At 74.6% G+C, this 23012-nt stretch carries 18 protein-coding genes; 11 read left to right on the top strand and 7 right to left on the bottom strand.

Going from position 1 to position 23012, the window contains the following annotated elements; translation table 11 throughout:
- Window positions 1–9: 9 nt before the first annotated feature.
- From pta to MNY62_RS16040, 3 genes are all read left to right on the top strand, one after another.
- Complete coding sequence (gene pta / locus MNY62_RS16050; protein ID WP_242345197.1) at window positions 10–2154, top strand: phosphate acetyltransferase; 2145 nt, start codon at window positions 10–12, stop codon at window positions 2152–2154.
- A gap of 268 nt (window positions 2155–2422) precedes the next feature.
- A complete protein-coding gene (locus MNY62_RS16045) occupies window positions 2423–2785 on the top strand; it encodes a response regulator (RefSeq protein WP_242345196.1) in 363 nt (120 codons plus the stop codon).
- Between the two features lie 193 nt (window positions 2786–2978).
- A complete protein-coding gene (locus MNY62_RS16040; RefSeq protein WP_242345195.1) occupies window positions 2979–3563 on the top strand; it encodes an HdeD family acid-resistance protein in 585 nt (194 codons plus the stop codon).
- A 13-nt stretch (window positions 3564–3576) separates the two neighbouring features.
- On the opposite strand, the gene MNY62_RS16035 is transcribed toward MNY62_RS16040, so the two are convergent.
- Window positions 3577–5640, bottom strand: coding sequence for an APC family permease (locus MNY62_RS16035; protein ID WP_242345194.1), 2064 nt, complete (start codon window positions 5638–5640; stop codon window positions 3577–3579).
- Between the two features lie 210 nt (window positions 5641–5850).
- Here MNY62_RS16035 and MNY62_RS16030 point away from each other — a divergent pair, with 210 nt between their 5' ends.
- The 8 genes from MNY62_RS16030 (at window position 5851) to MNY62_RS15995 (ending at window position 14503) form a co-directional block, all read left to right on the top strand.
- Window positions 5851–6117, top strand: a complete 267-nt coding sequence (locus tag MNY62_RS16030; protein WP_242345193.1) for a hypothetical protein — start codon at window positions 5851–5853, stop codon at window positions 6115–6117.
- Window positions 6114–6206, top strand: a complete 93-nt coding sequence (kdpF, locus tag MNY62_RS16025) for a K(+)-transporting ATPase subunit F (protein ID WP_242345192.1) — start codon at window positions 6114–6116, stop codon at window positions 6204–6206. The genes MNY62_RS16030 and kdpF overlap by 4 nt, the downstream gene beginning before the upstream one ends.
- On the top strand, window positions 6203–7948 hold the full coding sequence (gene kdpA / locus MNY62_RS16020) for a potassium-transporting ATPase subunit KdpA (RefSeq protein ID WP_242345191.1): 1746 nt from the start codon (window positions 6203–6205) through the stop codon (window positions 7946–7948). Before kdpF ends, kdpA begins: the two co-directional genes overlap by 4 nt.
- A gap of 3 nt (window positions 7949–7951) precedes the next feature.
- A complete protein-coding gene (kdpB, locus tag MNY62_RS16015) occupies window positions 7952–10036 on the top strand; it encodes a potassium-transporting ATPase subunit KdpB (protein WP_242345190.1) in 2085 nt (694 codons plus the stop codon).
- Between the two features lie 8 nt (window positions 10037–10044).
- Entirely contained in the window at window positions 10045–10611 is a 567-nt protein-coding gene (kdpC, locus tag MNY62_RS16010; RefSeq protein WP_242345189.1) for a potassium-transporting ATPase subunit KdpC, read from the top strand.
- 34 nt (window positions 10612–10645) lie between these two features.
- A complete protein-coding gene (locus MNY62_RS16005; RefSeq protein ID WP_242345188.1) occupies window positions 10646–13351 on the top strand; it encodes a DUF4118 domain-containing protein in 2706 nt (901 codons plus the stop codon).
- On the top strand, window positions 13348–14049 hold the full coding sequence (locus tag MNY62_RS16000) for a response regulator (protein ID WP_242345187.1): 702 nt from the start codon (window positions 13348–13350) through the stop codon (window positions 14047–14049). The genes MNY62_RS16005 and MNY62_RS16000 overlap by 4 nt, the downstream gene beginning before the upstream one ends.
- 73 nt (window positions 14050–14122) lie before the next feature.
- A complete protein-coding gene (locus MNY62_RS15995) occupies window positions 14123–14503 on the top strand; it encodes a hypothetical protein (RefSeq protein WP_242345186.1) in 381 nt (126 codons plus the stop codon).
- A gap of 19 nt (window positions 14504–14522) precedes the next feature.
- Here MNY62_RS15995 and MNY62_RS15990 read toward each other — a convergent pair whose 3' ends face one another.
- The 6 genes from MNY62_RS15990 to MNY62_RS15965 form a co-directional block, all read right to left on the bottom strand.
- Window positions 14523–16070: an RIO1 family regulatory kinase/ATPase domain-containing protein gene (locus MNY62_RS15990; RefSeq protein ID WP_242345185.1), complete on the bottom strand. Its 1548-nt coding sequence runs from the start codon at window positions 16068–16070 to the stop codon at window positions 14523–14525.
- 29 nt (window positions 16071–16099) lie between these two features.
- Entirely contained in the window at window positions 16100–16879 is a 780-nt protein-coding gene (locus tag MNY62_RS15985; RefSeq protein ID WP_242345184.1) for a translation initiation factor 2, read from the bottom strand.
- Between the two features lie 116 nt (window positions 16880–16995).
- Window positions 16996–18015, bottom strand: coding sequence for an electron transfer flavoprotein subunit alpha/FixB family protein (locus tag MNY62_RS15980; protein ID WP_242345183.1), 1020 nt, complete (start codon window positions 18013–18015; stop codon window positions 16996–16998).
- A gap of 17 nt (window positions 18016–18032) precedes the next feature.
- The gene (locus MNY62_RS15975; protein WP_242345182.1) at window positions 18033–18845 is read right to left on the bottom strand and encodes an electron transfer flavoprotein subunit beta/FixA family protein; all 813 of its coding nucleotides are present in this window, start codon (window positions 18843–18845) and stop codon (window positions 18033–18035) included.
- A gap of 51 nt (window positions 18846–18896) precedes the next feature.
- The gene (locus MNY62_RS15970) at window positions 18897–20759 is read right to left on the bottom strand and encodes a 4Fe-4S ferredoxin (RefSeq protein ID WP_242345181.1); all 1863 of its coding nucleotides are present in this window, start codon (window positions 20757–20759) and stop codon (window positions 18897–18899) included.
- Window positions 20760–20781: 22 nt separating this feature from the next.
- Window positions 20782–23007, bottom strand: coding sequence for an acyl-CoA dehydrogenase family protein (locus tag MNY62_RS15965; RefSeq protein WP_242345180.1), 2226 nt, complete (start codon window positions 23005–23007; stop codon window positions 20782–20784).
- Window positions 23008–23012: the final 5 nt, after the last annotated feature.

The raw sequence follows: 23012 nt of genomic DNA, 5'->3' as shown, positions 1-23012 counted from the left end.
CAGGACCCTATGCCCCGCACCCTCCTCGTCGCCCCCGCCGGCCGCCAGGTCGGCGTCACCACCGTCTGCATTGGCCTCGTCCGCGCGCTCGACCGGCTCGGCGTCCGTGTCGCCTTCGCCAAGCCGATCGCCGCCCGCGGCGAGAACCGCGCGGCGGGGCTCGTCCGGCTCGGCGCGCAGCTCGACCCGCCCGAGCCGATCGCCCGCGCCGACGCGGAGGAGCTGCTCGCGACCGGCGACGACCAGACGCTCATGGAGCGCGTCGTGGCGCTCTGCGCCCGCGCCGCCGAGGGCTCGGACGTGCTGGTCGTCGAGGGCATGGCGCCCGAGCCGGGCATGGTCTACTCGACGCGCGTCAACGGACTCATGCTGAAGGCGCTCGACGCGGAGCTCGTCGTCGTGGGATCGCCGCGCGGCGAGACGCCGGCCGAGCTCGCCAACGCGGTGGCCATCGCCGCGCGCGGCCTCGGCGCCGACGTGGACGCGGGCGCCGTCGACTGCGTCCTGAACCGCGTCACGGGGAGCACCGCCGAGGGCGCTTCCCGCGCGGGCGAGGGTCGCACGCACTGGATCGACGCCGCCGTCGAGGGGGAGGACGTGCCGGCGGCCGAGCTCGAGGCCTACGCGAACGCGCTGCGCGCCGAGAAGCTCCGGCCGATCGCGATCGTCCCGTCCCGCGGCGACCTCGCCGCGCCCCGCGTGAAGGACCTCGCCGAGGCCCTCGGCGCGAAGGTGCTCCGCGCGGGCGACCACGCGCACCGGCGCATCCGCAGCGTGGCGCTGTGCGCGATGAGCGTCCCCGGCTCCATCAAGGTGTTCCGGCCCGGGACGCTCATCATCACCCCCGGCGACCGCAGCGACATCGTCGTGGCCGCCTCCCTCGCCGTGCTGAACGGCATGCCGCTCGCGGGGCTCCTCCTCACCGGCGGCGTCGAGCCGGAGGAGCACGTCTTCGCCATGTGCGAGCGGGCGCTCGCGACCGGCCTCCCCGTGCTCGCGGTGAAGGACGGCAGCTACGCCGCCGCGAGCGCCGTCGCCGCGATGAACCTGCAGATCCCCCCGGACGACGAGGAGCGGGTGGAGCGGGTCATGAACGCCGTCGCCGACCGGATCGACGGAGAGTGGCTCTCGGGGGTCGTCCGCACGCAGCGCAAGCGGCGGCTCTCACCGCCCGCCTTCCGCCACCGGCTCGTCGAGTCGGCGCGCGCGGCGAACAAGCGCATCGTGCTCCCCGAGGGGACCGAGCCGCGCACCATCGCGGCCGCATCGATCGTGCAGGAGCGCGGGATCGCGCGCTGCGTGCTCCTCGGCAACCCCGACGAGGTCCGCGACGTCGCGCGGAAGCAGGGCGTGACGCTGCCCCCGTCCCTCGAGATCGTCGACCCGGTGAAGGCCGCGCCGCGCTACGTGGGGCCGCTCGTCGATCGCCGCCGGAGCAAGGGGATGACGCCGGAGGCCGCCGCCGGCGAGCTCGGCGACAGCATCATGGTCGGGACGATGATGATGGCGCTCGACGAGGCGGACGGCCTCGTCTCCGGCGCCCTCCACACGACCGCGCACACCATCCGCCCGGCGCTGCAGATCGTCCGGACGGTGCCCGGCTGCGAGCTCGTCTCGAGCGTCTTCTTCATGTGCCTGCCCGAGCAGGTGCTCGTCTTCGGCGACTGCGCGGTGAACCCGAACCCCACCGCCGAGCAGCTCGCCGACATCGCCATCCAGAGCGCCGACTCCGCGCGCGCCTTCGGGATCGAGCCGCGCGTGGCCATGCTCTCCTACTCCACCGGGACGAGCGGCGCGGGCGCCGACGTCGAGAAGGTCAAGCGCGCGACCGAGCTCGCGCGCGCCCAGCGACCGGACCTGCCGATCGACGGGCCCCTCCAGTACGACGCCGCCATCGTCCCCGCCGTGGGGCGCCAGAAGGCGCCGAAGTCGGAGGTGGCGGGTCAGGCCACCGTGTTCGTGTTCCCCGACCTCAACACCGGCAACGTCACCTACAAGGCCGTCCAGCGCAGCGCCAACGTGGTGAGCATCGGCCCGATGCTGCAGGGGCTCGCGAAGCCGGTGAACGACCTCAGCCGCGGCTGCCTCGTCGAGGACATCGTCTTCACGATCGCCCTCACCGCCATCCAGGCGCAGCAGCGCGCGGCGCGTTGAGTCGAGCGCCCGCGGTCGCGCCGACCCCGGCGGATCGCCGCACCTACACAAGGGACGCGGCCGTCCGCGCCGAGACGCCGTCGCATCGATTGCGGAGTCGACGCGGCGAAGGGGTGGGCTCGGCGCGGTGGAAGGCGCCGGGGCGACGCTTTCGCGGAGCGCGCCCTCGCGCGTTGCGAGATGGGGTCTCGCTCCGCTCGGCGCGCGCCACGCGATCGCTCGCCTGCCCGAAATTGCCTGCGGCGCGGGACCGTGGCAAACGGGCCGCATGCGGATGCGGCAGCGCGTGCTCGTGGTGGACGACGATCAGGATCTCCGGGACGCCCTCGCGCACCGGCTCTCGCACGAGGGGTACTCGGTCGATCTCGCGAGCGACGGCGCCGAGGCGCTGGCGCAGCTCGACACCGGCCTCTGCCCCGTCGCCATCGTGCTCGATCTCGGCATGCCCACCATGAGCGGCTGGCAGTTCCGCGACCTGCAGAAGCGGAACCCGCGCCTCGCGGAGATCCCGGTCGTCGTGATGACGGGCCAGGCGCCGCTCGGGATCGACGTCCAGCACGTGCTCCAGAAGCCGTTCGCGATCGAGCGGCTCGTCGAGACGATCCGGCGCGTCACCCTCCCGCGCTCGTAGCCGCGCCCCCCGACCGCTCCGAGATGCGCGCGGCTGGCCGCGCGCATCGCTGCGTCGGGGCTTTTGCCGCATTGCGCGACCCCGCGGCCATCACCACGCTCCGGGTATCGGAAGAAGACTCACGCGAGGCTGGCGCGACGCCGGCAGGGCGCGTGCCCTGGGCGCCTCCGCCTCGTCGAGAGGAGGGCGGCCAATGACGTACCTCTTGCTGGCGGACCGGTGGTGGGCCCTCGCGCTCCGCGGCGTCGCCGCGATCGTGTTCGGCCTCCTGACCTTCGTCGCTCCACAGGCGAGCTTCTTCGCCCTCGTGCTGCTGTTCGGCGGGTACGCGATCGTGAACGGGGCGATCCTCCTCGCGCTCGCCCTGCGCCGCCCGCGCGGCGAGCCGCGCTGGGGATCGCTCGCCTTCGAGGGGATCCTGAGCATCCTCGCCGGCGCCGTCACGCTCGGCTGGCCCCGCATCGGCGCCCTCGCGCTGGTCTTCATCGTGGCGAGCTGGGCCGTGGTCACCGGGGTCGCGCAGATCGTCGCGGCCGTCCGCCTGCGCAAGCGCATCCGCGGCGAGTGGCTGCTCGCGCTCTCGGGGGCGCTGTCCGTCGCCTTCGGCGTCCTGCTTTTCGCCGCGCCTGCGGCCGGGGCGGTCGCGCTCGCGCTCTGGATCGGCGCCTACGCCCTGATGTTCGGGGCGCTCCTCCTCGCGCTGGGCATTCGCCTGCGGGCCTGGGGCCGCTCGCCCGCGCACCGGGTGCCGCCGGGCGGGCTCCCGGCGACCACCTGAAGCGGAGCGGGCCTCACCCCGCCTCGGCGAGCACCCGCACCGGCATCACCATCGCGGAGAGCCCGCGGAACTGCAGCCGGCGCTGGAGCTGGTACGCGGTCTCGTTGTGGAGCAGCCTCTGGTACCAGCGCTCCTTCTGGAAGACGAGCTTGCCGGCGAAGAACACCGCGCGCGGGAACTCCTGGGCAACGGCCGCGCAGAGCCGCTCCCCGACGTCGACCGCCTCGGTCCCGAGGTCCATGCGGTAGTCGGCGGCGAGCTTCAGCCGGTGCGCGAGCTCCACGTACTGCTCGAGGGCCGCCTGCGTCCGCGCTCGCACGCGATCGACCTCCTCGATCCCCTTCATCGCGGCGGAGTCCACGACCCCCACCGAGATGAAGACGAAGTTCCGGAAGTAGTTCGGGAACGTGCGCTGCACGGTGAGTAGCGCGTGCACGCCCAGGCCGCTGTAGCCCCCGACGAGGAGCACTGCGGTGGGCGCGCGCGGGTCCACCGCCGGCCGCGGACCACCCGGCACCGGCGGCAGGACCTCGAGGATCGCGTCGAGCCGCTTCAGGCTGTCCTGCACCGCGCGGTAGTGTCGCCGGATCACGAAGCAGAGCCCGATGACGAGCCCGGTAACGGCGATGGTGATCCAGCCGCCCTGCTCGCCCTTCTCGTAGATCGTGCCGGCGAGGATCGCCGCGCAGAGCGCGAAGGCGACCCCGTGGATGGCGAGCCCGCGCCTGCGGCCCGCCGTCCGGGTGCGGCGCCAGTAGCGCAGCATGGCGAGCTGCGAGAGCGAGAACGTCACGAACACGTTGATCGCGTACATCGTGACGAGCCGGGTGATGTCGCCGCGCGTGTAGTAGAGCGTCGCGAGCGACGCTGCGCCCATGAGCAGCACGCCGTTCTGCGTCGTGAGCCGGTCGGAGAGCTGGGCGAACCGATGGGGCAGCCACGAGTCCGTGGCCATGTTCGCCATCACGCGCGGGCCGTCGATGAACCCGGCCTGCGCGGCCACCACGAGCAGCGCGGCCTCGGCGAGCAGCGTGGCGACCACGAACCCGTGGCCGATCGCGACGCCGCCGGGCCTGAAGCCGCCCGCGAACCGCTCGAGGAGCACGGCGTTCATGGTCTTGCCCGGCTCGGGCGCCGCGCGGAAGAGCAGATAGCAGACGAGGATCCCGGCGGCCGTGACCGCGAGCGAGACGGCCATGTACGTCATGGTCCGCCGCGCCGTCGCGACCTTCGGCTCGCGCATGATCTGGATGCCGTTCGAGACGGCCTCGATGCCGGTGTACGTCCCGGCGCCCATCGAGTAGGCGCGGAGGAAGACCGCGAAGAGGCCCACCGCGCCGAGCTCGGCGACGCCGGCGCGGAGGCCTCGAGAGACCTCGCCCGCGACGCGCGGCACCTCGGTGACGTGCGAGCCCACGCCGCCGACGATCAGGACCGCGTGGGTGACGAGGAAGAGCACGAAGATCGGGGCGAGGAACGAGACCGACTCCTTCACGCCGCGCAGGTTGAGGACGACGAGCAGCGCGATGGCGGCGACCTCCGCGGGCAGCTTCCACGGGCTGGAGCTCCCGGAGAGGAAGCTCCAGATCGCGTCCCCGCTCGAGGCGACCGACACGGAGATCGTGAGCACGTAGTCGACGAGCAGCGCGGCCCCGGACACGACCCCGACCCGCGGCCCGAGCAGCTCGGTCGCGACCACGTACCCGCCGCCGCCGAACGGGAAGCGCTTGATGATCTGGCCGTACGCGACCGAGATGACGAGGACGGTGAGCCCGGTGGCGAGCGCGAGGGCGACGGCGAGGGAGGTGTGGTGGCCGAGCGCCCGGAACGCCTCGTCGGGACCGTAGGCGGACGACGAGAGCCCATCGGCCCCGAGGCCCACCCAGGCGAGGAGCGCGACGAGCGAGATGCCGTGGTGGGTGCGCGGGTCCTGGACGTCGCGGGGCGCGCCGAACAGAAGGCGCCCCAGCCGGCCGCCGAGGGTCGAGGGGCTCGCCGCCCGGGAAGGGGTTGGCTCGCCCGGCCCCGGGGCCGGTTCGGCCCCGGGGCGGAGGGGCTCTAGAGGGGGTTGCGCCATGAAGGAAGAGCTTCGCGAGCGGGACCTCGACCCGGCATCAAGACTGCGCACGCGGACATCAAGGCGGCGTCAAGATGCTCGACTCCGGTCGAGCGCGAGCTCCGCCGGCTGCTGCAGCGCTCGTTGATGCGCCGCTGACGGCGCAGCGGCCAGGCTTGACCCGGCGCTGACCTCCCGGCCCGTACAGTCGGGGGTGAGGAGGAAAGGGTCATGACTTCACGCCCCAACCCGCTTCGACTGGTGGTCGCCCCGCGCGAGATCATGGCGCCTGCGTCCGTCCCCGAGCGCGGCGACCTGGCGCTCATGGCCATGCTGCTCGCGGTGAACCTCATCCCGGTGATCGGCGAGCTCGCACGCCTCGGCCGCTTCGGCGCCGGGACCGTGGGCTTCGCGACCGCGTGCGTGCTGGTCACCGGCCGGGAGCTCTGGCTCGAGGTGCGCACCTTCGCGCGCGCCCGGAGGATGAGCTCGCCATGACGCCCTTGACCGTGATCGCCGGCGCGCTGGCGCTCGGCCTCGCCGCGTACCTCGTGTTCGCGCTCCTCTTCCCGGAGAAGCTCTCGTGACCGCGGCGGCGTACGCCGAGATCGCCGTCTTCTTCGCGGCGCTCACCGCGCTCGCCGTCCCGCTGGGTGGCTTCATCGCCCGGGCGCTGGCCGGCGAGGCGCCGCTCGTGGGACGCGTGCTCGGGCCCCTCGAGCGCGCGCTCTACCGGGTCGCCGGCGTGGACCCCGCGGAGGAGATGAGCTGGCGCCGCTACGCGGCGTCCGTGCTGGTCTTCAACGCCGCGGGGCTCCTGCTGCTGTACGCGCTCCAGCGGCTCCAGCCGGCCCTGCCGCTCAACCCGGGGCGGCTCGCCGCCGTCCCGGGCGGCGTCGCGATCAACACCGCGGTGAGCTTCGTCACGAACACCGACTGGCAGGCCTACGCCGGAGAGTCCACGCTGAGCCCGCTCGTCCAGATGGCGGGGCTCGCCGTCCAGAACTTCCTCTCCGCGGCGACCGGCCTGGCGGTGCTCGCCGCGCTCGCACGCGGGCTCGGGCAACGCTCGAAGGGCGCGCTCGGCAGCTTCTGGGTGGACCTGACGCGGGGCACGCTCCACGTGCTGCTGCCGCTCTCGATGGCCCTCGCGCTGCTGCTCGCCGGGCTGGGGGTGGTCCAGTCGTTCGGTGGCGAGGGACGCTGGCCGCTCCGCGAGCCGGCGCGCGACGCGAGCGGACGGCCCGTGACCGAGCAGGTGGTGCCGGTCGGCCCGGTCGCGTCGCAGGTGGCCATCAAGCAGCTCGGGACGAACGGGGGCGGGTACTACGCCGCGAACTCCGCGCACCCCTACGAGAACCCGACGCCGCTCACGAACCTCGCCGAGGCGCTCGCCATCCTCCTCGTCCCGGCGGCGCTGTGCTTCACCTTCGGCGGATGGGTCGGGGACCGCCGGCAGGGCTGGACCGTGTACGCCGCGATGCTCGCGATCCTCGTCCCGCTCACGATCGCGACGGTCGCGGCCGAGCAGGCCGGAAACCCGGCCCTCGCGGCGCTCGGGGTGGACCAGCGGCCCGGGCCGCTCCAGGCGGGCGGGAACATGGAGGGCAAGGAGGCGCGCCTCGGACCGGTGGACGCGGGGATCTGGGCGGCGGCCACGACGGCCGCGTCGAACGGCTCGGTCGACGCGCAGCACGACAGCCTGACCCCGCTCGGCGGCCTGTGGCCCATGTGGCTCATGCAGCTCGGCGAGATCGTGTTCGGCGGCGTCGGCTCCGGGCTCTACGGCATGCTCCTGTTCGTCATCGTGGCGGTCTTCGTCTCCGGGCTCATGGTCGGCCGCACCCCCGAGTACCTGGGCAAGAAGATCGAGGCGCGAGAGATCAAGCTGGCGAGCGTCGCCATCCTCCTCCCGTCCGCGGTGGTCCTCGGCGGAACCGCGCTCGCCTGTCTCGTGCCCGCCGCCGCGGCGGCGGCCGGGAACCCCGGGCCGCACGGGTTCAGCGAGATCCTCTACGCCTTCTCCTCGACGGCGAACAACAACGGCTCCGCCTTCGGAGGCCTGACGGCGGACGGCCCGTTCTGGAGGCGCGCGACGAACGTCGCGATGCTCGTGGGGCGCTACGGCGTGCTGGTCCCGGTCCTCGCCATCGCGGGCGGGCTCGCGCGGAAGCGCGCCGCCCCCCCGAGCGCGGGGACCCTCCCCACCCACGGTCCGCTGTTCGCAGGCCTCCTCGTGGCGACCGTCCTCCTCGTGGGCGCCCTCACGTTCCTGCCCGCGCTCGCGCTCGGGCCGGTCGTCGAGCACCTCCAGCTCCACGCAAGGTGAGCCATGGACGCCCTCGCCCACCCCTCCGCGCACGCCCAGCCGCTCCTCCCCGGCGCCGTCGTCCGGACCGCCACCCTCGACGCGCTGCGGAAGCTCGACCCGCGCCTCATGGTCCGCAACCCGGTGATGTTCACGGTGGAGGTCGGGAGCGCCTTCACGACCGCGCTCTTCCTGCACGCGGTCGTGACCGGGCGGGGCGACGCGCCCGCGGGCTTCATCCTCGCCGTCGCGGCCTGGCTCTGGTTCACGGTGCTGTTCGCGAACTTCGCCGAGGCGGTCGCGGAGGGGCGCGGGAAGGCCCAGGCGGACACGCTCCGCCGCGCCCGCCGCGAGGTGGTCGCGACGCGGCTCTCGGCGCCCTCCCGCGACGCGCCGCGGGAGGACGTCCCCGCCGCGCGGCTGCGCCGGGGCGACGTGGTCTGGATCGAGGCCGGCCAGATCGTGCCTGGCGACGGCGAGGTGGTCGAGGGGATCGCCTCGGTGGACGAGAGTGCCATCACCGGCGAGAGCGCCCCCGTCATCCGCGAGAGCGGCGGGGACCGGAGCGCCGTCACGGGGGGCACGCGCGTCCTCTCGGACTGGCTCGTGGTCCGCATCACCGCCGAGCCGGGCCAGTCCTTCCTGGACCGGATGATCGGGCTCGTGGAGGGCGCGAAGCGCCAGAAGACTCCCAACGAGATCGCGCTCGACATCCTGCTCGCCGCGCTGACCCTGGTGTTCCTCCTCGCGACCGCCACGCTGCTCCCGTTCTCCGTCCACGCCGTCCGCGCGGCCGGCGCGGGCGCGCCGGTGGGGCTCACCGTCCTCGTCGCGCTCCTCGTGTGCCTCATCCCCACGACGATCGGCGCCCTGCTGTCCGCGATCGGGATCGCCGGGATGGACCGGATGATCCGGGCGAACGTGATCGCCACGTCGGGCCGCGCCGTCGAGGCGGCCGGCGACGTCGACGTGCTCCTCCTCGACAAGACGGGGACGATCACGCTCGGGAACCGGCAGGCCGCGGCGTTCCTCCCCGCGGACGGCGTCACCGAGCGCGCGCTCGCGGACGCGGCGCAGCTCGCGTCGCTGGCGGACGAGACGCCGGAGGGGCGCAGCATCGTGGTGCTCGCGAAGGAGCGGCACGGCCTGCGCGGACGGACGCTCGAGTCGGGCGCGGTGTTCGTCCCGTTCGCCGCCCAGACGCGCATGAGCGGCGTCGATCTCGGCGGCCGCCGCGTGCGCAAGGGAGCGCAGGACGCGATCGCGCGCTTCGTCGCGGCCGAGGGGGGGCGGGTCCCCGACGAGGTGCGCCTCATCGCGGAGGGCGTGGCGCGCGGCGGGGCGACCCCGCTCGTGGTCGCCGAGGGGGACCGCGCGCTCGGCGTCGTCGAGCTGAAGGACGTCGTGAAGGGCGGGATCAAGGAGAAGTTCGCCGAGCTGCGGCGAATGGGGATCCGCACCGTCATGGTCACCGGCGACAACGCGCTCACCGCAGCCTCGATCGCCGCCGAGGCCGGCGTCGACGAGTTCCTCGCCGAGGCCACGCCGGAGATGAAGCTCGCGCACATCCGCGCGTGGCAGGCGAAGGGCCACCTCGTGGCCATGACCGGCGACGGCACGAACGACGCGCCCGCCCTCGCCCAGGCCGACGTCGCCGTGGCCATGCACACCGGCACGCAGGCGGCGAAGGAGGCCGGCAACATGGTCGACCTAGACTCGAACCCCACGAAGCTCATCCAGATCGTGGAGATCGGGAAGCAGCTCCTCATGACCCGCGGCGCGCTCACGACCTTCAGCATCGCGAACGACGTGGCCAAGTACTTCGCCATCATCCCCGCGGCGTTCGGCGCGACCTATCCGGTCCTCGGCGCGCTCGACGTCATGCGGCTCCACTCGCCCGCGAGCGCCATCCTGTCGGCGGTGATCTTCAACGCGCTCGTGATCGTCGCGCTCATCCCGCTGGCGCTCCGAGGGATCGCCTATCGCCCGGCCCCGGCGAGCACCATCCTCGCGCGGCACGCGCTGCTCTATGGAGTGGGCGGCCTCGCCCTGCCCTTCGCGGGCATCAAGCTCATCGACCTCGCGCTCGCCGCGCTCCGCCTGGTCTAGAGGTGCCCGTGATCCGCGCCGTCGCCGTGCTGCTCGCCGCGTTCACCCTCCTCCTCGGCGGGGTCTACCCGGCCGTCGTGACCGGGATCGCGCAGCTCGTGTTCCCGGCGCAGGCGAACGGCAGCGTCGTCAGCGCCGGCGATCGCGCCGCGGGTTCGGCGCTCGTGGGGCAGCCCTTCGCCTCGACGCGCTACTTCTGGGGACGACCCTCCGCGACGACGCCCGTCCCGTTCGACGGCCGCGCGTCGGCCGGATCGAACCTCGGTCCCTCGAGCCCGGCGCTCGCCGCCGCCGTTCGCGCCCGGATCGAGGTGCTCCGGGCGGCCGATCCCGGCAACGACGCGCCCATCCCGGTGGACCTCGTGACCGCGTCCGGCAGCGGCCTCGACCCGCACCTGTCGCCGGCGGCGGCGCTCTACCAGGTGCCCCGCGTCGCGCGCGCGCGCGGCATGCCGCCCGAGCGGGTGCGCGCGCTCGTCGAGGCGCACGTCGAGCGGCCGTTCCTCGGGCTCTTCGGGGCTCCGCGGGTGAACGTCCTCGCGCTCAACCTGGCGCTTGACGGGCTCGACCGGTGATGGCTTGGCTTCGGGAGGTGACTGGAGCGCGGCCATGACGCAGCAGCCGGGGCGGCCGGATCCGGACGCGCTCCTCGCGCGCGTGACGGCCGAGGCCCAGCGCGAGGCGCGCACCCGCTTCAAGATCTTCTTCGGCTTCGCGCCCGGGGTGGGGAAGACGTACCGGATGCTCCAGGTCGCGCGCGACCTCGTGGCCGAGGGCGTCGACGTGGTGGTCGGCGCGATCGAGACGCACGGTCGCTACGACACCGCGGGCCTGATGCTCGGGCTGGAGGTGCTGCCGCGCCGGCCCCTGCCGTATCGCGGCCGGGTGCTCGAGGAGTTCGACCTCGACGCCGCGCTCGCCCGACGTCCCCACATCCTCCTCCTCGACGAGCTCGCCCACACGAACGCCCCCGGCTCGCGCCATCCGAAGCGCTGGCAGGACGTGGTCGAGCTGCTCGAGGCCGGCGTCGAGGTCTACACGACCCTGAACGTCCAGCACGTCGAGAGCCTGAACGACGTGGTGGAGCAGATCACGCACATCCAGGTGCGCGAGACCGTCCCCGACTCGATCCTGGAGCGCGCGGACGAGGTGGAGATCGTGGACATCGCGCCGGAGGAGCTCCTGCAGCGCCTGCGCGAGGGGAAGGTGTACCTGCCCGAGCAGGCGGAGCGAGCCCGCGAACACTTCTTCCAGCGCGGGAACCTGCTCGCGCTCCGCGAGCTCGCCCTGCGCCGCATGGCGGAGCGCGTGGACTCCGACGTCCTCGCGTACCGGGCGGAGCACGGCGTGGACGTGCCGTGGCCCACCGCGGAGCGGGTGCTCGTGTGCGTCGGCCCCGCGCCCGACTCGGCGCGCCTCGTGCGCGCGGCGCGCCGGATCGCGGCGGGCCTGCGCGCGCCGTGGGTCGCCGCGTCCGTGCAGGCGAGCGGACAGCCGCCGCTCGGCGACGATGACCGGGAGCGGCTCGAGTCCCACCTCCGCCTCGCCGAGTCGCTCGGCGCCGAGGTGATCCGGCTCACGGGCCTGCGCGTCCCGGAGGCGATCCTCGACTTCGCGCGCCGGCGGAACGTCACGCGGATCGTGCTCGGCAAGCCCCGCCATCCCCGCTGGCGCGACCGCCTGCGCGGCTCCCTCGTGGACGAGATCATCCGGGGCAGCGGCGACATCGAGGTGAACGTGCTGTCGGGCGGGGTCGAGGAGGGCCAGGAGCACAGGGCGGTGCCCAGGAGAGGGCGCGCCCGCGGCGCGGAGTACCTGCGGGCGGCCGCCGTCATCGCGCTGACCACGGCCGTCGCCGCCGCCGTCCGGGCGCTGCTCAGCGTGCCCGACGTCGAGATGCTGTTCCTGCTCGGGGTCATGATCGCGGCGCTGACCACCGGGCGCCGCGCCTCCATCCTGGCGGCGATGCTGGCGGTGGTCTCGTACGACTACTTCTTCGTGCCGCCGTCGTTCACGCTGGGCGTGTCCGACGCGCGGTATCTCCTCACGTTCGTCATGATGCTCGGCGTGAGCGTCGTGATCGGCACCCTCACGCTGCGCCTGCGCGAGCAACAGCGGGCGTCGATGGGGCGCGAGCGGCGGACCTCGGCGCTCTACGGGTTCAGCCGTGAGCTCGGGGCGGCCCTCGACGACGAGGGGGTGGCGGCGGTGTGCGTGAAGGCGGTCGCGGAGGCGTTCGACGCGGAGGTGGTGTTCCTGCGCGTACGCGGCGACGAGGACCTCGCCGCCCTGGCGGCTTCGCCGCGCGGCGCGACGCTCAGCCCCTCCGAGCGCGCCGTCGCGCAGTGGGTCGCGGAGCACGGTCAGGCCGCGGGGCGCGGGACCGACACGCTCCCCGGCGAGGCCGTGAGCTGCGCGCCCGTCCGCGCGTGGGGCGACGTCCTCGCCGTGCTCGCCCTGCGGACCGAGGGCGAGCGCGGGCTCGGGGCCGAGCAGCGCACGCTGCTCGAGGCGCTCGGGCGGCAGGCGGCGCTCGCCCTCGATCGCGTGCGGCTCGCCGCGGAGGCGCGCCAGGCCGAGCTCCGCGCGAAGACCGAGCAGCTCCGCAGCGGGCTGCTCTCCGCGGTGTCGCACGATCTCCGGACGCCGCTCGCCGTGATCACGGGCGCCGCCTCCACGCTGCGCGCCGACCCGGCGCTCGATCCCGCCACGCGCCGGGACCTCGCCGACGCGATCTGCGAGGAGGCCGAGCGGCTCGAGAGGCTCGTCGCGAACCTGCTCGACATGACCCGGCTCGACTCCGGCGCGGTGGAGCCGAAGCGCGAGTGGGTGCCGCTCGTCGAGGTCGTCGGTGGGGCGCTCACCCGGCTCGAGCGCCGGCTCGCGGGGAGGCGCGTCGCGACCTCGCTGCCGGACGACCTCCCGCTCGTCTCCCTCGACCCCGTCCTCGTCGAGCAGCTCTTCGTGAACCTCCTCGAGAACGCCGCGAAGTACACCCCGCCCGGCTCGGAGCTGGAGATCCTCGCGCGGCGCGAGGGGGGCACCCTCGTCGTGGACGTGGCGGACCGGGGCCCGGGCATCCCGGCAGGCGAGGAGGAGCGGATCTTCGACCGGTTCCACCGCGGCGCGCACGCCGGCGTCCGCGGCGTCGGCCTGGGCCTGCCCATCGCCCGCGCCATCGCCCAGGCGCACGGGGGCCGGCTCGTCGCCGCGAACCGGCCCGGAGGCGGCGCCGTCTTCCGCCTCACGCTGCCGCTGCCGCTGCCGGCCGATCGGCCGCGACCCGCCGAGCCGGCGGGAGGCAGCGGCGCATGACCGCGACCGGACCGCTCGTGCTCGTGGTCGACGACGAGGCGCAGGTGCGCCGGTTCCTCCGCGCCGCCCTCACCTCCCGCGGCTACCGGCTCCTCGAGGCCGAGTCGGTGCGCGAGGCCGAGCAGCTCGCCACGGGCCACAACCCGGACATCTACCTCCTCGACCTGACGCTCCCGGACGGCGACGGCGTGGACCTGGCGCGGCGCCTGCGCGAGTGGACGAAGGCGCCGATCATCGTCCTCTCCGCGCGCGGACGCGAGGAGGACAAGGTGAACGCGCTCGACGCGGGCGCCGACGACTACCTCACGAAGCCCTTCGGGGTGAACGAGCTCCTGGCGAGGCTCCGCGTCGCCCAGCGCCACGCCCAGGCGAGCCCCGAGCAGCCGGTCGTCCTCGAGACGGGACCGCTCCGCGTGGACCTCTCCCGGCGCGAGGTGACGGTCGAGGGCCGGGAGGTGCGGCTCACGCCCACCGAGTACCGGCTCCTCGCCCTGCTCGCGCGCCACGCCGGCAGGGTCCTCACGCACCGTCAGATCCTGCGGGAGGTCTGGGGGCCCAACGCGACGGAGGCGCACTACGTCCGCGTGCACATGGCGGAGCTGCGCAAGAAGGTCGAGGCGGACCCCGCCCGGCCGCGCCTGCTCGTCACCGAGCCGGGCGTCGGCTACCGCCTGCGCGACCGGGTCGAGAGCGCCTGAGCCGCCGCCGCCCGTGCGCCGGTGGCCGCCCGCCGAGCGCGAGGCCACCTTCTCTCCAGGGAGGGAGAAGCTCATGCGACTGTCACTCTTCGTGTCGGCACTCGTCGCGATCGCAGGGCTCGCGGGCTGCGCCACGTCTGCCCGGGAGACTCAGCAGCCGGCCACCCCGGCGGCCGCCCGCTCGCCCATCGCGAGCGAGCATCCGTTCGAGGTGAAGGGCACCGTGAAGTCGGTGGGCGACGGGCTCCTCGGGATGGGCCGCAGCGTCACCATCGCGCGCGAGGGCGCGCCCGCCGCCGAGCTGCACGTGGCGGAGGAGACCCGCGTCACGCTGGACGACCGGCCGGCCAAGCTGTCGGACCTGCGCGAGGGAGACGAGATCCGCGCGCGCTTCGACTTCGACAAGAGCACGCCCGTGGCGATCGAGATCCAGGCGAAGCCGAAGCGGCGCTGACGCGCCGCCGCTCCGGGGGCTAACCGCGCCGGCCGTGCCGGCGATGGTCGTGGTGTCGCGGCCCGTCCGCGCGCGGTGGGCCGTGCGCGGGAGGAGCGCCGGCGGGCCTGCCCTGCGTCGGCGCCGGCGTACCCCCGGGCCCGAGCAGTGGCCGGCTCACCCGGATCACCTCCGGCGCCGGAGCGTTGCGGCGACGATCAGGGCCGCCGCGGCCGGGCTGCTGCGACTGGCGCGGACCCGACTGCTGCGCCTGCCGCGGACCCGACTGCTGTGCCTGCCGTGGACCGGACTGCTGTGCCTGCCGTGGACCGGACTGCTGCGCCTGCCGCGGACCCGACTGCTGCGACTGGCGCGGGCCGGGCTGCTGCGCCTGCCGCGGGCCGGGCTGCTGCGCCTGCCGCGGGCCGGGCTGCTGCGCCTGCCGCGGGCCAGGCTGCTGCGCCTGCCGCGGACCGGGCTGCTGCGCCTGCCGCGGACCGGACTGGTGCGCCTGCCGCGGACCGGGCTGCTGCGCCTGCCGCGGACCGGGCTGCTGTGCCTGCCGCGGACCGGACTGGTACGCCTGCCGCGGACCGGACTGGTGCTGACCTTCCGGGCGCGACGCGGACGGATGCGGATGCGCCCCGGGCGCGTCATGGCGCTCGCGCGGCTCCGCGTGCGCGCGCGCCTCGTGCTGCGCCGTCTGCGGCGGCCGCTCGCGCCGCTCCTGCCAGCCGCGATCGCGCCGCGCGCTCTGCTCCGGCGAGCGCTGCGGGTGACGCTCTCCGTGACCGCGGCCGTGGCCCTGGCCGCGGGTCCCCTCGCCTCCCTGTCGCGGCGGCTCCGGGGGCCGCCCGCTCGGGACGAAGTCCGGGGAGAGCTCGCGCCGGACGTAAGCGCGCCAGATCTCGCGGCCGTCGCCGGAGGCGTCGCGGACCGCGGGATCGATGGCCGCGAAGAAGCGGCGAACGTTCTCGAGGTCGCGCTGGAAGAACGACTCCGCCTGGCTGTTGTGCGCGGCGCCGACCACCTGGGGGAAGTCGATCACCACCGGGCCGTTCCAGCCGAGGAGGATGTTGTACGGCGAGAGATCGCCGTGGATGAGGTCGCAGCCGAGCATCCGGACGATCTGGCTGCGCAGGTCGGCGTAGAGCGCCGCGGCCTCCTCCGGCGCGACGTGCGCGTCCACGAGGCGCGGCGCGGGGTGGCCGTTCGCATCGACGACGAGCTCCATGAGGAGCACGCCCTCGTAGAACATCACCGGCCTGGGGACACGGACGCCGGCGGCGTGCAGCGCGTGGAGCGCGTCCGCCTCCTTCGCCTTCCACGCCTCCTCGGCGGCGGCCTGCCCGAAGCGGCTGCCCCGGTCCATCGCGCGCTGCATGCGCGAGTCGCGGACCTGGCGCCCTTCCTTGTAGCCGGCGTTGTTCCGGAAGCTCCGCGCCTCGCGCGCCTTGTAGACCTTCGCGGCGACGACCTCGCCGCCGTGGCGGACGAGCCAGAGGTCCGCCTCCTTGCCGCTCTTGAGGCGCGCGCAGACCTCTTCGATGACGCCGTCCGCCAGGAGCGGTGCGAGGGGATCGTGCATGCTCGGGTCGGGTGAGTCCTTGCGCGAGGCTACTTCTTCGGGGCACCGCCCGGACGACCGCCGCCGGCGCCGCCACCGCCGCTGCCCGGCCTCCGGCCGCCGCCGCCCGGCCGCCCGCGGCCGCCGCGCTCGTTCTTGCGATCCTCGCGGAGCGAGTCCATCGAGAAGCCGCCCGTCGCGCCGGCCTTGGTGCCGCCGCCGCCACCGCCGCGACCACCGCCGCCGCCTCCCCGTCCGCCGCCGGGGCCACCGCGCCCGCCACGGCCACCGCGGCCCCCGCGCTCCTCGCGGGGCGAGCTGACGGTCTGCTTCATGCTCTGCGGGAAGAAGTCCACGAGGTACTGGTGGCCGCCGCTCGTCTTCGCGCCCGGGACCGGCTCCTCGGCGCCGAACACGCGGACGAGCCGCACGTCCTCGGCGCGACGCCCCACCACCTCGACCGCGGCGCGCAGCATCGCGAGCCGATCGCCCGAGAGGCCCGTGGCCGTCGCGACCGCGGCGTCGAGCGCGGCCTTGACCGCCTCGCTCTCTCCCTCGGCGGCCGGCTTCGGCGCCTCGGCCGGCGCCGGGGGCGCGGCCTCCGCCGCCTCGACGGGTGCGGGCTCCGCGGCGTCGGGCGCGACGCTCGACGCCTCGCCGGACGCCTCGGCGGCAGCGGCGCCCTCCGGGGCGACCGGGGACGGCGCCTCGACCGCTGCGGCGACGGGGGCGGCGGGCTTCTCCTCCGCCGGGAGCGACCGCTTGGCCTGGGCGACCGCGGCCGCCGCCGTTCGAATCAGGGATCCGCTGAGCTCGGTGAGCGTCTTCATGCGGGCGTAGCCATACACCGTCCGGGCGGTGGCGGCAAAGCCTTGCCGGCCGCGAGCCCGGACGCGAGCGCTCGGTTGGCGGCGGACGGAGGCCGACGGGCCACGGTCGGCGGGCGCTACCCCTTCTCGGCGAGGAGCGCGTTCACCTTCTCCATCACCGCGAACGCGTCCGCCACGTACAGCACGTCCGCCTTGCCGCGCGCCCACCCGCAGCCCGCGTCCAGGTTCACCGCGCGCCGCTCGCGGATGAAGCGCCAGCCGACGACGTGCGGCTCCTCGCCGTGGCAGCAGGTCGCGAGCCCCTTCGGATGGCGAGGGGTGGAGCCGGTCTGGCCGACCTGGTTCAGGTGCGTCATGAACTCGAACACCTTCTGCCCCTCCCCCGCCTGATCCACGAGCGACTTCGACGAGCCGAGCGAGGCGCCGGCGGCCCGGAGCAGCCCGAGGATGAGCTGCTCGGCCCGCTCCGGCTCGGGCTTCCCGGACGCCTGCTTCTTCGTCCAGCCCGCGCCGGCGACGAAGAGGAGCTTCGCGTCCGGGCGGATCGTCTGCTCACCCGACGACGGCGCCCGGAGCCCCAGGACCTCCGTCCGCGTCAGGCCGTCGGCGGCGAGCGCGAGCCGCTCGACCGCCGGGGCGGCGCCGCCCTCGAGGCTCGCCGGCGGATATGCGCCCGGATCGACGAGCAGCACCCACGGGCGCTCCTTGCGCCGGAGCCTCGCCTCGATGCGCTGCTTGTAGAACCAGCGGGTGACGGCCACGCCGCCGTCGGCGGCGACCTGGGTCACGTGGGTGTCCACGCGCCCGCCGAGCCGCTGCGCGACCCCGGCCGCGACGCGCGCCATGCGGCTCGTCGCAGGCGCCAGGACGACGCTCGCGCCGGAGGCCTTCGCGAGCGCCGCGGCAGCCGCGGCGTCGGTGCCGTAGCGCGGGTCGGCGAACGCGGGTCCCTCGACGGCGAGCACCTTCGTGGCGCCGGCGCCGCCGAGCGCGGCGACGGCCCTTTCGACGGAGCCGCCGAACAGGCCGACGACGAGCGGCCCGCCGACGGCGCGCGCCGCGGAGAGCGCCTCGAGCGCGGCGCGCGGGAGGCCGCCATCGGCCTCGGTATGGGTGAGGAGGAGGACGGTGTCCATGGTCGGGATCCCTCGCGCTAGTCCTGGCCGATCCACTCGACGAGCTCGCGCGCGACGTCGTCGGGGCTCATGTCCTTCACGATGCGCGTCTCGCGCTGCGCCCTCGGCACCGCGACCGAGAGGAACTCGACCCCGCCCGTGCCCACCGGCGCGGGCGCGGCCTTCTGCAGGGCCGGCATGACGCCGCGCATGTTGGCCATGCCGATCTGCGGGTTGTTCTTCGGCTCGCCCAGCTCGCCGGTCGCCCAGCCCAGCACGGCGGGCGCGCCGGCGCAGCGCGACACCTGGTGCTTCCCGCCCTCCACGCGCTCGAGCACCTCGAACGAGCCGCCCTCGCCTGGCGTGAGCCTGTCGACTCCCTGGAACTGGTCGGCGATCTCGAGCCGCTCGCCGACGAGCTGGAGGGTGACGCCCGCACCGCGCGACGCGGACTCCCACCCGCCGAACAGGAGCAGCCGGGAGCGATCGAGGCCGGGGAGCGCCTTCACGGTCTCCGCGAGCCTCGCCGCGACCTCGTGCGGATCCGTGAAGCCGCCGGCGGGGCCGTCGAGCGCGACGAGCTCGAACGGGACCTTCTGGCCGACCGCCATCATGACCTGCTGGAGCTTCGCCTTCGGGCCGAGCGAGACGAGCGTCACCTTCGAGCCCGGCGTCCTCGCCGCGAGGTTCGCCGCCTCGTACAGCGCGTGGGCCGCCCAGGGGTCGAGCACGTGCGGCAGCATGAGCTCGTTCTTGAGGCCCGGGCCCTGCGGTGTCTGCGCGGGCTCGAGGGTCTGGAGCGGGTCGGGGACGACGCTCCCGAGGACGACGATCTGGTATCCGGTGCTCATGAGCTCCTCGTAGGGCGCGCCCTCCGGCGAGGCCGGCGGGCGGGTTGGCGATCAGTTCTCCGCTGAGTGAAGCCCGCCCGTCCCGGCGCGGAGCTGGAGGTTCACCTCGTCGCCGCCGTCCACGCGCCCGGTGCAGCTCCACAGGCACGCGCCGCAGTGGACGCACTTCTCGCGGTCGAAGCTCGGGACCCCCTCGGCGCCCGGCCGGAGCGCCTCGGCCGAGCAGATCTCGACGCACACGCGCTTGCCGCAGGCGCGGCACCGCTCGGCGGACAGGAACGTGACGTGATCGGCGTAGCCCGCCGGCGCCTGGACCTTGCCGCCCATGAGGAGCGCGTCCTGCTGCGACACGAGGAGCTTCCCGTCGAGCGGCACGGCCGGCCAGCCCGCGCGATCCATGAGCGCGTCGTGCAGCGGCACGCCCCTCGCCTCGCACTCCGCCCGCAGCCGCGCGATCTCCTCCGCCGGGATCCGGCCGGCGTAGAACGCCTCCAGCGTCCCGACCGCGTCCGCCGGGTGAGGCGGCTCGTGCCCGAGCGCGACCCTGCCGCGCGTGAGCCCCGCGAGCACCATCCCGACGAGGCCGGGCACGACCCCGCGCTGGAAGCCGTCGCGCGCCTTCTCCGCGACGCGCGCCTCCGCCTCGACCCAGCTCGCGCGGCGCCGGGCGACGTAGGCCTCCTCGAGCCCCTCCTTCGTGAGCGGCCTCCCCGCCTCGAGGAGCGCGATGACGCCCTCCGCGAGCTGGACGCCGGTCGTGAAGGCCTCGTCCACGCCCGAGGACGTGAGCACGTTCGTCGAGCCGGAGCCCTCGCCGATCCGCGCGAAGCCATCGCCCGCGAGGAAGGGCTCGCCGCGGCGTCCGGACTCGAGGAGCGACTTCGCGCCCCAGGAGCGGAGGCGCGCGCCCGCGAGGTGCCGCCAGATCGCGGGGTGCTGGACGTAGTGCTGCAGGTACCGGTAGCTCGTGCGCGCCGGCGACTCGAACCAGCTCGGGACGAAGATCCCGACCGACGCGACACGGTCCGGGTGGACGTACAGGAACCCGAAGATCTCCGGCTCCGGGAACCCGAGCGTGTGGAGCACGGTGCCCGGCTCGAGGCGCGTGTCCTCCGGGAGGTCGACGACGAACTTCATGCCGACCGCCCACTCGCGCCGCGCGTGCCCGGCGGGCATGCCCAGCTCCGCGTCGAGCTGCCGCCCGACCGCGCCGACCGGCCCGTCGCCGACGACCGTGAGGGCGGCCCGGACGTCCATGCCCGGCAGGTACCCGGCGTCGGGGCGGCCCTGGCGATCGACACCCTGGTCGACGAGCCGGACGCCCTGCACCTTGCCGCCCTCGACGAGCGCCTGGGCGACGGGCGTCCCCGGCCAGAGCTGCACCGCGCCGGACGCGAGCACCTGCGCGCTCATCCACTGCATGAGCTGGCCCATGGAGAGGACGAGGCCGTCGTGCTTGTGCAGGAACTCGGGCGTCCAGGGGAGCTCGACCGCGTCGTCGGCGAACGGCAGCACGCCGCGCAACGCGCGCAGGGTCCGGTCCGCAGCGCGCAGCGTGGCCGAGCGGCGGCTCGCACCGAGAGGATCGAGGAGGTAGAGGACGCGCTCGTCCTTCACCGTCGCCGCCATGGGGATCTGCGAGGCGTCGAGGTCCGGGAACGCGGCGCGCAGGCCGCGGGCGCGGGTCACGACGCCCGAGACGCCGAAGCCGAGGTCGTCGGCGCGCTCGTAGCAGACCACCTGCAGCGGCAGGCCCGGCGCCGCGGCGCTCTCGAGCGGCGGACGGTCGGCCGCGGCGAGGCGGCGCGACAGGGTGGCGAGGAAGCCGGCCGTCGCCGGCCCGAAGCCGACGCAGGCGATGTCCACGGACATCGTCTGGCGCTCCGGCTGCTCGTTCGTCCCGAGGGGCTCCAAGGGCGTCTCCTGCGAGCGAAAGCTACTGCGGGTAGTCGAGCGCCTCGGGGATCATCACCTTCGAGAGCGCCTCCGCCGCGCGGTCCTTCGCGAGCATCGCGCCCGTCAGGCAGCCGTCGATCTTCACGCGCAGCGTCCGGAAGTCGCTGATGCCCTGGCAGGACGCGCAGGGACCTTCCTTGTCCGGGAGCCCGCCCTCGGCGATCTCGTCGGCGGAGCAGCCCGCGAGGCCGGGGATGATCCCCTCGAGCGCCTCGGCGTCGCTCGCCGACCAGCACGCCGCACGCCCCTCCGCGTCCCAGGACGGGTGACGGTTGTAGCCGTGGACGAGCTCGGCGCAGATGCGCCCCACCTCGCCCGCGGCGCGCGCCGCCTGGACGTGGCAGAGGTCCGCGAAGAAGCGGGCCGTGCCCGCGTGCGCCTCGCCGAGCACCGGCGCGCCGTCCTCGGCGAGCACGACCGCGTCGAGGATCTGGCTGCGCGCGGCCATGAGCCAGCCGAGCGCGTCGGCGAGCTTGAACGTCACGCCCTGCCGCGGCGACTGGACGAGCCTCGCGCCGTCCGCGTCGGTCGATCGCTCGAGGTGCCGGTACGTCCAGAGCCACAGCTCCATCGCCGACGCGAGCGCGCAGGCCCCCGTGCCCGCGTGCGCGCCCGAGACGTGGCGCAGCTCGCGGACCCACGCCTTCATCTGCGCGAGGAACAGCGGGTTCGCCATCGTCACCGAGAGCTGGCGGCGCTGGACGGCCTCGGGCCCCTCGTACGTGGCCTCGAGCTGGGCGTCCATCCACTTCTGCCCGAGGAAGCCGGGGCAGTCCTCGGTGATGCCGTAGCCGCCCATGAGCGAGACCGCCTCGCGCATCACGCTCGCGCCGACCCCCGTGTTCCAGAGCTTCGTCGCGGGGCAGAGGACGTTCGCCTGCGCGTCGAGGAGCGCGAACCGGACGAGCTCGTCGGCGCGGAGCTCGGCGATGCGCGCCTCCTGCTTCTCGCCGCGCGGGTGCGCCTCGAGCTCCAGCAGCTCGAGCCCCTTCTGCTCGAGCGCCTTCAGCCACTTGAGGGTGGCCTTCATCCCGGAGACGCCCTGCGCCGCGAGCGCGGCGTCCTTCTTCTTCTCGAGCGGATCGAGCTCGTCGAAGAGCCGCGCCGTCGCGAAGCCGAGCGACGCGCCCGCCTCCCCCGCCGCCCAGACCTCGACGAGCCGGTGCAGCGCGTCCTCGCGCTGCTGGATGCCGAGCTCGTAGCGCACCGAGCCGGGCGCGGCCTGCTCGGCGCCGCGGAACCGCCCGCGCTGGTAGCGGATGACCGGCTCGATCGCGCTGAGCAGCTTCGCGGAGGTCATGACGCCGACGGTCACGCGCGTGCGCCGGAACACCGCCTCGATCACCTCGGAGTGGTCGAAGTTGGGGACGATGACGCCGTCCTTCACGGTGTACCCGCCCACGATGCGGCTCGCGGGGACGCGCAGGCTGAAGATGGGATCGCTCGTGGAGGAGAGCTGGTGGACGAGCTTCTTCGTGGGCGTGCCGCGGTCGAAGGTCCCTGGATCCGTCTCCTCGAGGATGACGAGGCAGGAGGACTTGATGCGCGGATCGGCGGTGTCCACCGCGGCGGTGACGAAGTTCGCGAACCCCATGTTCGTGATGAACCGCCCGCGCTTCTCGACCCGGAGGACGGGCTCCTCGCCGTCCTTCCACTCCGCCACGCTCACCTTGCCGGAGAGCATGCCGGTGTCGACGCCGACGTACGGGATGGGCTCGGTGAGCGCGAACGCGGCGCGCCAGGGCCGGCGGTCCTCGCCCGGCCTCGCCGGCGCGGCGAGGCTCATGTAGTGGCGCGCCTGCTCCGGCGTGCCGCGCTCGTGGATCGGCGAGAGGCCCAGGAAGCCGGCGAGGGCGCCGGTCGCGGCGCCCGCGTCGACCCAGGCGAGCTCGAACGCGGCGAGCGCGAGGGCGAGGTTCTTCGGGCCGGCGATGAAGCCGCCCTCCTCCGGCTCCATGAACGCCGCGGTGATGCCCGACGCGTCGTAGTGGGCGAGGAGCTCATTCTTCCGCGCGGTCCACTCGTGCTCGTTCCGCCCGCCTTCCGCCACGAGCCGCGCGACCGGGCCGCGCGCCACTCCGCGCGTGGACTGGACCAGCATCTGCAGGTCGTACCGCTCCGCGAACCGCCACATGAGCTGCCGCACGTCGTCTCCCGGCAGGGTGCGGAGGGTGTCGGGATGAGCCTTCAGGGCGGGCGTCGCCATGGGAT

The sequence above is a fragment of the Anaeromyxobacter terrae genome, assembly GCF_022690685.1.
GTDB classification, from domain to species: Bacteria; Myxococcota; Myxococcia; order Myxococcales; family Anaeromyxobacteraceae; genus Anaeromyxobacter; species Anaeromyxobacter terrae.
This window is presented reverse-complemented; position numbering and strand designations above follow the sequence as displayed.